Below are 12,530 nucleotides of genomic sequence, written 5' to 3'. Positions count from 1 at the left end.
GGTGGAGGAACCAGGGCATACGAGGAGGACAAGATGAACGCTGGCGATCACTCCGGTGACAACGGCATGACCGACCTCCTCTTCACGGACGGCCTGCCGGACCTCGACCCGGAGGCCGGCTACCGCGGCGCCGTCGCCGCCCGCGCGGCGGGCATCACCTACCGCCAGCTGGACTACTGGGCGCGCACCGAGCTGGTCGAACCCACGGTGCGGGGCGCATCCGGTTCCGGATCGCAGCGCCTCTACGGCTTCCGGGACATCCTCGTGCTGAAGCTCGTCAAGCGCCTGCTCGACACCGGGATCTCCCTGCAGCAGATCCGCACCGCCGTGGAGCAGCTCCGCGCCGCCGGCATCCGCGACCTCGCAGGCACCACGCTCATGAGCGACGGCGCCTCGGTCTACCTGTGCACCTCCGACGACGAGGTCATCGACCTCGTCAGCCGCGGCCAGGGCGTCTTCGGTATCGCCGTCGGCAAGGTGCTGCACGAGGTGGAAGCCACCCTCGTCGACTTCGACCCGGCCGCCCCGGACCCCGTGGACGAGCTCGCCGCACGCCGCGCGAAGCGCACGGCTTGATTCTCTTTCTCCCACGCGTTTCTTTTTCCTCCCGCTCGTCGGGCCCCGAGGGGCCGCTCCTCGGGGGAGGCGCTTGCGCTTCGCTTCAGCGCGCCGGCGCTGCGCGCCTGGTGGCGGGCGCACTCGCGCCCGCACGCTCGCGCTTCGCGCTCGCACCGGGTTGAGGTCGGTGGGTAGGGGTACGGGTTTTGGGTGCTCGTTGAGCGGAGCGGCGGAGCCGCGGAGTCGAAACGGGCTGAGCGGAGCCGCGTAGCGGCGGAGACGAAGCCGAGTGCGACCGGCCGGAGGCGGGAAGAGCGCGCTATTCCGCGACGGTCTCGCGGGGGTCTTCGATGCGGCCCGCGCGCATGATGCGGTCGAGCAGCGCGTCGAAGTCGGCCGCCAGCTCCTGGGCGGACTCGCCGGGCCAGACATGCAGCGGCTTGGCGGCGCCCTGGGCCTGCTGCAGCGAGGTGCGCTCGGGCAGCTGCGGCTCCAGCACGAGCGGGCCGAACATGTCGCGCAGCTCCTTGATGCGGAACTGGTGCTCGACCGACTGGGGCCGGACACGGTTGACGACCAGGCCCAGCGGCTGCAGCCGGGGGGAGAGGCCGCGGCGGATCTCCTCGATCGCACGCAGCGCGCGGTCGGCCGCGGCGACCGAGAACAGGCCCGGCTCGGTGACCACCATCACGCGGTCGCTGGCCGCCCACGCGGTGCGCGTGAGCGCGTTGAGCGACGGCGGGCAGTCGATCAGCACGAGGTCGTACTCGCTCTCGATCAAGGCGAGCGCCTCCTCGAGCTTCCAGACATCCGCGACCGTGGGGTGCGGGCCGTCGAAGTTGATCGCGGACGGGCTCCCCAGCATCACGTCGATCACGCCGTCGTGCACGCGCGTCCACCCGCTCGAGGTGATCGCCTGACGGACGATCTTCTCCTTGGGGCTGGTCAGCACGTCGGAGACGTTGAGGCGCCCGGCGATCTGCACGTCCAGGCCCGTGGAGACGTCGGCCTGGGGGTCGAGATCCACGACGAGCGTGCGCAGCGACCGCGCGAAGGCGGCAGAGGCGAGACCGAGAGTCACGGTCGTCTTGCCGACGCCGCCCTTGAGGGAACTGACGCTGAGTACGTGCACAGTCCCCTACGTTACCTCCCCTATGCTGAGAACCACGTCGCCCGGCCCAGGTCGCCGGCGCGAATCGTCTCATGGCTCCGCCGCACTCACTGCTGAAGGGGGCGTATGTTCGCCAAGATCCTCGTGGCCAATCGTGGAGAGATCGCGATCAGAGCGTTCCGCGCGGCGTATGAGCTGGGGGCCCGCACGGTCGCCGTGTTCCCCCACGAGGATCGCAACTCCCTTCACCGGCTGAAGGCGGACGAGGCGTACCGGATCGGCACGGAGGGGCACCCCGTCCGTGCGTACCTGGACGTCGACGAGATCATCCGCGTCGCGCGGGAGTGCGGCGCCGACGCGATCTACCCCGGGTACGGCTTCCTGTCCGAGAACCCGGACCTGGCGGAGAAGGCCGCCGATGCGGGCATCACGTTCATCGGGCCGTCGGCGACGGTGCTCGAGATGGCGGGCAACAAGGTCACGGCGAAGGAGCACGCGATCAAGGCGGGCGTGCCCGTGCTGCGCTCGACCGATGCCTCCGACGACGTCGACGCGCTCGTCGCCCAGTCGGACGAGATCGGCTTCCCCCTGTTCGCCAAGGCCGTCGCGGGCGGCGGTGGGCGCGGCATGCGCCGCGTCGAGAGCAAGGCCGAGCTCGCCCCGGCGCTCGCCGAGGCGATGCGCGAGGCGCAGAGCGCGTTCGGCGACCCGCGGATGTTCCTCGAGCAGGCGGTCGTCCGGCCCCGGCACATCGAGGTGCAGATCCTCGCCGACAAGACCGGCGCGACGGTGCACCTGTTCGAGCGGGACTGCTCCGTGCAGCGCCGGCACCAGAAGGTCGTCGAGATCGCACCCGCGCCCAACCTCGACGACGCGATCCGCTCCGAGCTGCACCGTCACGCCGTGGCGTTTGCCGAGTCGATCGGCTACGAGAACGCGGGCACGGTCGAGTTCCTCCTCGAGACGGCGGGGGACCGGGCCGGCGAGATCGTGTTCATCGAGATGAACCCGCGCATCCAGGTGGAGCACACGGTGACCGAAGAGGTCACGGACGTCGACCTCGTGCAGTCCCAGATGCGCATCGCCGCCGGCCAGACCCTCGCGGAGCTGGGCCTGGAGCAGGACGCGATCAAGCTGCGCGGTGCCGCGCTGCAGTGCCGCATCACCACCGAGGATCCGGCACAGGGTTTCCGCCCCGACACCGGCAAGATCACGACGTACCGCTCGCCGGGCGGCGCGGGCATCCGGCTCGACGGCGGCACGACGGCCGCGGGCGCGCAGATCAGCCCGCACTTCGACTCGATGCTCGCCAAGCTCACGTGCCGCGGGCGCGACTTCGGCGCCGCGGTCGCCCGCGCCCGCCGCGCGCTTGCCGAATTCCGCATCCGCGGCGTCTCCACCAACATCCCGTTCCTGCAGGCGGTGCTCGACGATCCGGAGTTCTCGGTCGGAGACCTGTCGACCGCGTTCATCGACGAGCGCCCCCAGCTCCTGGCGGGCCGGGTCTCGAAGGACCGGGGATCGAAGATCCTGAGCTGGCTCGTCGACGTGACGGTCAACAAGCCGCACGGGGAGAGGCCGCTCTCGATCTCCCCGCGGGAGAAGCTGCCCGCGGTCGACCTCGCGGCCCCCGCGCCCGAGGGTTCCCGTCAGCGGCTGCAGCAGCTCGGTCCCGCCGGCTTCGCGCAGGCCCTGCGCGCGCAGACGGCTCTCGCGGTCACGGAGACGACGTTCCGCGACGCCCACCAGTCGCTGCTCGCGACGCGCGTGCGCACGCGCGACCTCCTCGCCGTCGCCCCGCACGTCGCGCGCCTCACGCCGCAGCTGCTCTCGGTCGAGGCCTGGGGCGGGGCGACCTACGACGTCGCCCTCCGGTTCCTCGGCGAGGATCCCTGGGAGCGCCTGGACAGCCTCCGCGAGGCCCTGCCGAACGTCGCCATCCAGATGCTGCTGCGCGGGCGCAACACGGTCGGCTACACGCCGTACCCGACGCGCGTGACCGATGCCTTCGTGCAGGAGGCCGCGGCATCCGGCATCGACATCTTCCGGATCTTCGACGCGCTCAACGACGTGTCGCAGATGCGACCGGCGATCGACGCGGTCCTCGCGAGCGAGACGGCGATCGCGGAGGTGGCGGTCTGCTACACCGGCGACCTGCTGAATCCGGCGGAGGACCTCTACACGCTCGACTACTACCTGCGCCTGGCGGAGCAGATCGTGGACGCCGGCGCCCACATCCTCGCCATCAAGGACATGGCGGGGCTGTTGCGGCCCGCCGCCGCGGCCACACTCGTCTCCGCCTTCCGCGAGCGCTTCGACGTGCCGGTGCACGTGCACACGCACGACACCCCGGGCGGGCAGCTGGCCACGCTGCTGGCCGCCAGCGCGGCGGGAGCGGACGCGGTCGACGCCGCCGCCGCGCCCATGGCGGGCACCACGAGCCAGCCGTCCCTGTCGGCGCTGGTCGCGGCGCTCGCGCACACCGAGCGCGACACCGGCCTGGACCTCCGCGCGGTGACGGATCTGGAGCCGTACTGGGAGGCCGTGCGTCAGCTGTACCGCCCGTTCGAGTCGGGCCTCGCCGGCCCCACCGGCCGGGTCTACCGCCACGAGATCCCCGGCGGTCAGCTGTCGAACCTCCGCCAGCAGGCGATCGCTCTCGGACTCGCGGACGACTTCGAGCTCATCGAGGAGATGTACGCGGCGGCCGATGACATCCTGGGCCGCGTGCCGAAGGTCACGCCGTCGTCCAAGGTCGTGGGCGACCTCGCGCTGCACCTCGCCGCGGTGAGGGCGGATCCGGCGGACTTCGCCGAGAACCCCCACAAGTACGACGTGCCGGACTCGGTGGTCGGCTTCATGGCGGGGGAGCTGGGCGACCTGCCGGGCGGATGGCCCGAGCCGTTCCGCAGCAAGGTCCTCGAGGGTCGCACGGCGCGTCCCCCGGTCACGCCGCTCGAGGCACAGGACGAGGCGGCGCTCGCCGCCGACTCGGCCACGCGCCGCGCCGCGCTCAACCGCCTCCTGTTCCCGCAGCCCACCAAGGCGTTCGAGAGCATGCGCGAGACGTACGGCGATCTGTCGGTGCTCGAGACGGCCGACTACCTGTACGGCCTGGAGCCCGGCGGCGAGCACGTCGTCGAGATCGAGCGCGGCGTGCAGCTCTACGTGGGGCTGGAGGCGGTCGGCGAACCCGACGACAAGGGCATCCGCTCGGTCATGGCGACGCTCAACGGGCAGCTGCGCCCCGTGGCGGCGCGCGACCGCGGCATCGAGGTGGAGGTGCACGCGGCCGAGAAGGCCGACACCTCGAAGCCGGGTCAGGTGGCGGCTCCCTTCTCGGGTGTCGTCACGCTCAAGGTGGCCGAGGGCGACCGGGTCACCGCGGGTCAGGCGGTCGCCTCGATCGAGGCGATGAAGATGGAGGCCGCGATCACGACACCCGTCGACGGCGTCGTGGAGCGCCTCGCGATCGGCGCCGCGCAGCAGGTGGACGCGGGCGACCTTTTGGTCGTCGTCAATCCCGGCCAGTAATCTGAGCAAGGGGCGGGAGGGACTCGTCCCTCGGGCGTGGCCCAATGGAGTGAAACCCGCTGTGACGAAGAACATCACCACCGACCCCGATGAAGATCCGGCGGAGGGGCAGGACCACGGCGTCCTCGCCGACGCCGGCGTCGACACGACGGCGATCGGAATTCTGAGCCCCCACACCGCGCAGGTCCGGGTGGTGCTTCCGCACGTCGTCGAGGAGCCGGACGACGAGGTCATCGACGACGGGCTGAACCCCGACGACGTGCGTCGCGGCGAGATCGTCATCGAGCTTCCCGGCGGGCACGCCGCGGCGGGTGCCGTCGACCGGGACGGGGAGCCGGGCGACGAACCGCCGCATGCCGAGGAGGAGTCGCCCGCGATGACGGGCGAGATCGACGGGGGCATCGTGAGCGCCGCGCGGGAAGCTGCGGACGCGGACGAGCACGGCATCGAGGACGCGGTCGTCGTGCATGAGGGCGGCCACGGCAGCGAGGAACCGGCTGCCGAAGAGCAGGATCGCGACCCGCAGGGGGACAGCCGGCAGGACGACGACGAGCCCGATCACGAGCCCGAAGCCGCGGAGGCGGGGCAGCGCGCCGACGAGGCGCCGCCTGCCGAGGACGACGAGGAGACGCCCGTCTCGGCGGAGCCCACCGACGCCGGGGAGCCCGTCGCCGCACCGCAGTCGGCGGCGGCGTCCACAGGCTTCGAGACCGATGCGCACCACGACGAGTCCGCGTCGGGAGAGGATGTCGCGACGCCGATGGCTGCCGCGCCGTCCGCCGACGGCGGGGAGCCGGAGACCGATCCGGTGGAGGAAGAGGCGATGACGGAGTCCGAGAAGAACCGCGAGGACGACGCAGCGGCCGACGCGGGGCGGTCCGAGCGTACGCTCTCGCCGGCCCCCGCACGCCCCCGGACGGAGGTACAGCTGACGTCGAAGCGACTGGGCGAACTGGGAGCCAGCGCCGAGCGGGAGTCGAGCGACCTCCTGACGCCCGACCGACTGCTCGATCCCAACCGGGTCAGCCGTTCGGAGCCCGAGGACCCGTGGCGACACCTCGTCTACTCCCTCACCCGCGGCCGTGTGAACCTGGGCGACAGCCGCCGGACGCGTGAGCGCAAGGAGCTCACGGCGCGCATCGCGGCCGCGCTGCCGGGCGGCGCGCGTTTCGTGCCCGTCCTGAGCCGCAAGGGCGGCGTCGGCAAGACGACCGTGACGACCCTCCTCGGCATGGCGCTCGCGGACGCGCGCGACGACCGCATCATCGCGGTCGACGCCAACCCCGATCGCGGCACGCTCGCCGACCGCATCGGCCGCAAGAGCAGCAGGACCGTGAGGGATCTCGTGCGGATGCGCGATGAGGTCAGGGGCTACAACGACATCTCGGGGATCGTCGCGCGCGACGAGACACGGCTGGACGTGCTCGCCTCCGACGCCGATCCGCGCATCGCGGAGGCCTTCGGCGACGACGACTACCGGGACGTCGCGGCCGTGGCGGGCCACTACTACTCGATCGTGCTCACGGACACCGGGACGGGCATCGTCCACTCGGTGATGGGCGCGACGCTCGAGCTGGCGGATCAGCTCATCATCGTGTCGGGCCTGAGCGTCGACGAGGCGCGCCTGGCCTCGGAGACCCTGACGTGGCTCGAGTCGAACGGCTACGAGCAGCAGGCGCGAGACGCCGTCGTGGTGCTGACCCAGCAGGCGCCAGGGGCGCCGATCGTGCGGCTCGGCGAGCTGGACGCCCACTTCGCCAGCCGCGTGCGCGCCGTGATGCACCTTCCGTACGACCCGGCGCTCGCGACGGGCAGCGTGATCTCGTTCCGCGAGCTCCGCCCTGCCACGCGGCAGGCGGCGCGGGAGATCGCGGCTCGCGTCGTCGAAGGGCTGCGCGAGAGCGGGAAGGCGGCGTGACCGCCCGGGAGATCCGCCTGTACGGCGATCCGGTGCTGCGCACGCCGTGCGCGGAGATCGAGACGATCGACGACGGCATCCGCGCGCTGGTGCAGGACCTGCTCGATTCGGTCGCGCTGCCCGGCCGCGCGGGGGTCGCGGCGCCGCAGATCGGCGTGGGCCTGCGGGCGTTCAGCTACAACGTCGATGAGCGGATCGGGTACATCCTCAATCCGCGCCTCGTCGAGGTGCGCGGCGAGGCGCAGCCGACGGGGGAGGGGTGCCTGTCGGTGCCGGGCCTCTGGCACGATGCGCTGCGCCACCCGTACGCGCGGGTGGAGGGCATCGATCTCGACGGCGGGAAGGTCGTGCTGGAGGGGGAGGGCCTCATGGCGCAGATGCTGCAGCACGAGACGGATCACCTCGACGGCGTCGTCTACGTGCAGCGCCTGCCGAAGGAGGAGCGCGCCAAGGCGATGCGCGCCATCCGCGAGTCCGACTGGTTTTGACAGACGCCGGCTCAATGCGCCGAAGGCGCGTTGAGCCGGCGACTGTCAAGGTTGAGCGAGCGCAGCGAGTCGAAACCTCCCTCTCGCTCCGCTCAATGCGCCGAAGGCGCGTTGAGCCGGCGACTCCTACCTCAAGAGAACGCGGTCCGCACGAGTTCGCCGACCTTCGCGAGGGTCGCCTCGTCGATCTCCTCGAGGAACCATGCGCAGGGGCGCAGGGTCGTGTCGGGCTCGCGTTCCACCTTCGCCTTCTCCGACAGCCCCAGTGACATCACTCCGTCGTCGAGGCGGAGGAACACCAGGACCGGCGCGCTCCGAGCGGTGGCGTATCCCGGCATGCCGTACCAGATCCGGGGCTTGAGCTTCGGTCCGGCATCGAGGATGGTCTCGTGCAGCCGCGCGCCGATCGTCGCGTAAGGCTCGGGCCATCCGGCGATCTTGTCGAGGACCGCCTGAGCGTCCTTGGCCGTCTTGTCCGTTTTCGTCAGGGACATGGGGAGCAAACCCTTCTCTCGCGCCGCATTCGCGGCATGGTGAACACAACCGACCCGATCAGGGGCGGTTGCGCAATCTCCACCGCGGACATGTCCTGGCCGATGCCAGTCCTCTCCGCGAATGTGTCAGACGAGCACTTCGTCATCGACTGCGCGAGGGGCACACGGGGTGCCGCGTTCACGATAGCAGGAGCTCGCCACCGAGCTCCGGACCCGCCCGTCGGCGGGCGGGTCCGGTCAGCCCGGGACGGAGATGTTCGTCGTGCTCACGGGCTCGGAGTAGAGCTCCTCGATCTCGCGCGCGAAGTCGCGCGTGATCTCGGCGCGCTTGATAGACAGCTTCGGCGTCAGGTGCCCTGTCGCCTCGGTCCACTCGGTTCCCAGCACGGCGAACTTGCGGACCGACTCGGCGCGCGAGACGTGCTTGTTCGCCTCGTCGATCGCGCGCTGGATCTCGGCGCGGACCGTGGGGTTCTTGGCGGCCTGCTCGAGCGTCAGGTCGGGGCTCTCGCCGTGCGTCGCCAGCCATGCGGGCAGCATCTCCGGGTCGAGGGTCACGAGCGCCGAGATGAACGGCTTCTTGTCCCCGACCACGACCACCTGTCCGACGATCGGGTTCGCGCGGATCGGGTCCTCGAGGGCCGCGGGCGCGACGTTCTTCCCGCCGGCCGTGACGATGATCTCCTTCTTGCGACCGGTGATCGTGAGATATCCGGCCTCGTCGAGCGAGCCGAGGTCGCCGGTGCGGAACCACTCTCCGTCGAACGCCTCGGCGGTCGCTTCGGCGTTGTTCCAGTACTCGCGGAAGACGTTGATGCCCTTGACCTGCACCTCGCCGTCGTCGGCGACCCGGATGCTCACACCCGGCAGTGCGGGCCCCACCGTGCCCACCTTGATGAGGTCGGGCAGGTTGACGCTCGCGGGCGCCGTGGTCTCGGTGAGGCCGTAGCCCTCGAGGATCTTGATGCCGAGGCTGTGGAAGAAGTGGCCGAGGCGCGGACCGAGCGGAGCCGATCCGGAGACGGCGTAGGTGACGCGACCGCCCATGAGCGCGCGGAGCTTCGAGTAGACGAGCTTGTCGAACAGTCGGAACCGGAGCTTAAGGCCCAGGCCGATCTTCTCGCCGTCCTGCAGCCGGCGCGAGTGCTCGACGGCGGTGTGGGCTGCCGCGCGGAAGATCTTGCCCTTGCCCTCCGTCTCGGTCTTCTGCTCGGCCGAGTTGTAGACCTTCTCGAACACGCGCGGCACCGCCAGCAGCAGTGTCGGCTTGAACGAGCCCAGGGTCTTGACGAGGTTCTTGGTGTTGGGCTCGTGCCCGGTCTTGACACCCGCGTGGATGTAGAGGATCGACATGAAACGGGCGAAGACGTGCGCCGTGGTGATGAACAGCACGGTGGACGCGCCGGGCTGGTGCACGACCTCCGCGAGGGCCTCGGCCGAGTTGCGTGAGAGCTCCACGAAGTTGCTGTGGGTGAGCACGCAGCCCTTCGGGCGACCGGTCGAGCCGGACGTGTAGATGAGGGTCGCGATGTCCGAGCCCTTCGCGAGGCGGCGGCGGCGCTCGATCTCCTCGTCCGCAACACCCGTGCCCTCGGAAGTGAGGCGCTCGATGATCCCCTCGTCCATGCGCCATACGGAGCGCACGAGCGGAAGCTCGTCCTGCACGCTCTGGAACGTCTCGTGGTGCGCCGCGGTCTCGGTGATGAGGCCGACGGCGCCCGAGTCGGACAGGATCCACTGCAGCTGCGACGGCGAGCTTGTCTCGTACACGGGCACCATGACCGCGCCGGCGTAGAAGAGAGCGAAGTCGACCAGCGTCCACTGGTACGTGGTCTTCGCGATGAAGCCGATCTTGTCGCCCGGCTGGATGCCGGCGGACACGAAGCCCTTCGCGAGGGCGATGACCTGGCGCTCGAACTCCCGCGCGGTGACATCGCGCCAGCCGTCGCCGTCCGGCACGCCGAAGATCGCGCGATCAGGCGTCGACCGTGCTCGCTCGACGAGCAGATCGGCGACGTTCGCGTCGGGGTCGGCGGGCACGATCGCAGGTGTCGAGAACTCGATCACGGCAGCTCCTTCGGTACCGGGATGGTCGGGTTCCCTCGATTGTAGACGTATGGCGCCGTCTTCCCGGGAGGCTTGACGTGGCCTCTCCCGGGGCTCGTGGGAGGGGAGGGGCGCCCGGCTAGACTTCAATGCGCGTCCGGCGCCAGCAGGGGAGACCGGGCGGCGGCAGAAAGGGATGCGCTCCGCGGTGTTCTACTGGTTCATGAAGTACATCGTGATCGGGCCCGTGCTGAAGGCCGTCTTCCGGCCGTGGGTCGTGGGACGCGAGCACGTCCCGGCGAGCGGCGCCGCGATCCTCGCGAGCAACCACCTCTCCTTCGCGGATTCGATCTTCCTCCCGCTCATGCTCGACCGGCGGGTGTCCTTCCTCGCCAAGAGCGAGTACTTCACGGGGAAGGGCATCAAGGGCTGGCTGACGCGCCTCTTCTTCAAGGGAACCGGGCAGCTGCCGATCGACCGCTCCGGCGGGAAGGCGTCGGAGGCGTCTCTCAACACCGGCCTGGAGGTCCTCGGTCGCGGCGACCTGCTGGGCATCTACCCCGAGGGCACGCGCAGCCCGGACGGAGTGCTCTACCGCGGCCGCACGGGCATCGCCCGCATGGCGCTCGAGGCGAAGGTGCCCGTCGTGCCCGTCGTGATGGTGGACACGGACACGATGATGCCGATCGGGCAGAAGCTGCCCCGCATCGTGCGCGTCGGCATCGTGATCGGCCCGCCGCTCGACTTCAGCCGTTACGAGGGCATGGAGAACGATCGTTACATCCTCCGCTCGGTCACGGACGAGATCATGGTCGCGCTGCAGCGGCTCGGTCAGCAGCGCTACCGCGACGTGTACGCCTCGACGGTGAAGAACCAGCGGCCTGCCGACCGCGACGGCGCCCCCGAAGCCGACCCGCGTCCCGAGCCGGCGGCTACGGGCACGCGCTGACGCGGTCTCGAGAGGTCTCCGGCGACGATAACATCGAGGAATGCAACACACGGCTGACCTTGATGCCGGCGCTCTGGACGCCTGGCGATCCCTTCCGATCAAGCAGCAGCCGGAGTGGCCGGACTATGCCGAGGTCGAGCGCGTCTCGGCCGAGCTCGCCCAGCAGCCGCCGCTCGTGTTCGCGGGGGAGGTCGACAGCCTGAAGCACCGGCTCGCCCAGGCCGCCGCGGGCAACTCCTTCCTGCTGCAGGGGGGAGACTGCGCCGAGACCTTCGCGGGCGCCACGGCGGACAAGATCCGCAACCGCGTCAAGACCCTGCTGCAGATGGCGGTCGTGCTGACCTACGGCGCGTCGATGCCGGTCATCAAGATGGGCCGGATGGCGGGGCAGTTCGCCAAGCCGCGCTCCAGCAACACCGAGACGCGCGGCGACGTCACGCTCCCGGCGTACCGGGGCGACATCGTCAACGGCTACGACTTCACGGCGGCCTCGCGCCAGGCGGATCCGCAGCGCCTGCTGCGCGGCTACCACACGGCCGCGTCGACACTGAACCTGATCCGCGCGTTCACCCAGGGCGGCTTCGCCGACCTCCGTGAGGTGCACTCGTGGAACAAGGGCTTCGCCGAGAACCCGGCCAACCAGCGCTACGAGCGCCTGGCAACCGAGATCGACCGCGCCATCAAGTTCATGGAGGCAGCGGGCGCCGACTTCGACGAGCTGCGCCGTGTCGAGTTCTACACGGGCCACGAGGGCCTGCTGATGGACTACGAGCGTCCGATGACGCGCATCGACTCGCGGACGTCCCTGCCGTACAACACGTCGGCGCACTTCCTGTGGATCGGGGAGCGCACGCGCGACCTCGACGGTGCGCACGTCGACTACTTCTCTCGCATCCGCAACCCGATCGGCGTCAAGCTCGGCCCGACCACGACGCCGGAGACCGCGCTGGCCCTGATCGACAAGCTCGACCCCGAGCGCGAGCCGGGCCGCCTGACGTTCATCACGCGCATGGGAGCCGGCAAGATCCGCGACGCGCTGCCGCCGCTGCTGGAGGCCGTCAAGGATTCGGGCGCGCTGCCGCTGTGGGTCACCGACCCGATGCACGGCAACGGCATCACGACGCCGACGGGCTACAAGACGCGTCGCTTCGACGACGTCGTCGACGAGGTGCGCGGCTTCTTCGAGGCGCACCGCGCCGTCGGCACCTACCCGGGCGGCATCCACGTCGAGCTCACGGGCGACGACGTCACGGAGTGCCTGGGCGGCTCCGAGCAGATCGACGAGGCCACCCTCGCGACGCGCTACGAGTCGCTGTGCGACCCGCGCCTGAACCACATGCAGTCTCTTGAGCTCGCCTTCCTCGTGGCGGAGGAGCTCGGCAAGCGCTGACCCGTCTCAGAGCCGCGACGCCGCCGATTCGGAGGAATCCAG

Annotated in this window: 9 protein-coding genes; 6 read left to right on the top strand and 3 right to left on the bottom strand. The window is 70.5% G+C overall.

Annotated features, from left to right (window positions below; genetic code table 11):
- Positions 1-33 precede the first annotated feature (33 nt).
- The gene (locus tag IEX37_RS06315; protein WP_188755381.1) at positions 34-576 is read left to right on the top strand and encodes a MerR family transcriptional regulator; all 543 of its coding nucleotides are present in this window, start codon (positions 34-36) and stop codon (positions 574-576) included.
- A 301-nt stretch (positions 577-877) separates the two neighbouring features.
- On the opposite strand, the gene IEX37_RS06310 is transcribed toward IEX37_RS06315, so the two are convergent.
- The gene (locus IEX37_RS06310; RefSeq protein WP_188755380.1) at positions 878-1,690 is read right to left on the bottom strand and encodes a ParA family protein; all 813 of its coding nucleotides are present in this window, start codon (positions 1,688-1,690) and stop codon (positions 878-880) included.
- A 105-nt stretch (positions 1,691-1,795) separates the two neighbouring features.
- On the opposite strand from IEX37_RS06310, the gene IEX37_RS06305 reads away from it, so the two are divergent.
- The 3 genes from IEX37_RS06305 (at position 1,796) to def (ending at position 7,609) form a co-directional block, all read left to right on the top strand.
- On the top strand, positions 1,796-5,203 hold the full coding sequence (locus tag IEX37_RS06305; RefSeq protein WP_188755379.1) for a pyruvate carboxylase: 3,408 nt from the start codon (positions 1,796-1,798) through the stop codon (positions 5,201-5,203).
- Positions 5,204-5,264: 61 nt separating this feature from the next.
- Positions 5,265-7,121: a nucleotide-binding protein gene (locus IEX37_RS06300; RefSeq protein WP_229663111.1), complete on the top strand. Its 1,857-nt coding sequence runs from the start codon at positions 5,265-5,267 to the stop codon at positions 7,119-7,121.
- Positions 7,118-7,609 (top strand): peptide deformylase, encoded by a 492-nt coding sequence (gene def, locus IEX37_RS06295; RefSeq protein ID WP_188755378.1) that lies wholly within the window; start codon positions 7,118-7,120, stop codon positions 7,607-7,609. Before IEX37_RS06300 ends, def begins: the two co-directional genes overlap by 4 nt.
- Before the next feature lie 131 nt (positions 7,610-7,740).
- Here def and IEX37_RS06290 read toward each other — a convergent pair whose 3' ends face one another.
- Together IEX37_RS06290 and IEX37_RS06285 are read right to left on the bottom strand one after the other, a co-directional pair.
- Entirely contained in the window at positions 7,741-8,103 is a 363-nt protein-coding gene (locus tag IEX37_RS06290) for a DUF1801 domain-containing protein (RefSeq protein ID WP_188755377.1), read from the bottom strand.
- 237 nt (positions 8,104-8,340) lie between these two features.
- Complete coding sequence (locus IEX37_RS06285) at positions 8,341-10,170, bottom strand: AMP-dependent synthetase/ligase (RefSeq protein WP_188755376.1); 1,830 nt, start codon at positions 10,168-10,170, stop codon at positions 8,341-8,343.
- 187 nt (positions 10,171-10,357) lie between these two features.
- On the opposite strand from IEX37_RS06285, the gene IEX37_RS06280 reads away from it, so the two are divergent.
- Positions 10,358-11,098, top strand: a complete 741-nt coding sequence (locus IEX37_RS06280) for a lysophospholipid acyltransferase family protein (RefSeq protein ID WP_188755443.1) — start codon at positions 10,358-10,360, stop codon at positions 11,096-11,098.
- 40 nt (positions 11,099-11,138) lie between these two features.
- A complete protein-coding gene (locus IEX37_RS06275; protein ID WP_188755375.1) occupies positions 11,139-12,488 on the top strand; it encodes a class II 3-deoxy-7-phosphoheptulonate synthase in 1,350 nt (449 codons plus the stop codon).
- Positions 12,489-12,530: the final 42 nt, after the last annotated feature.

This window comes from Microbacterium album (assembly GCF_014643695.1).
GTDB classification, from domain to species: domain Bacteria; phylum Actinomycetota; class Actinomycetes; order Actinomycetales; family Microbacteriaceae; genus Microbacterium; species Microbacterium album.
The sequence above is the reverse complement of the archived record's forward strand: the minus strand, read 5'-3'. Positions and strand labels throughout refer to the sequence as shown.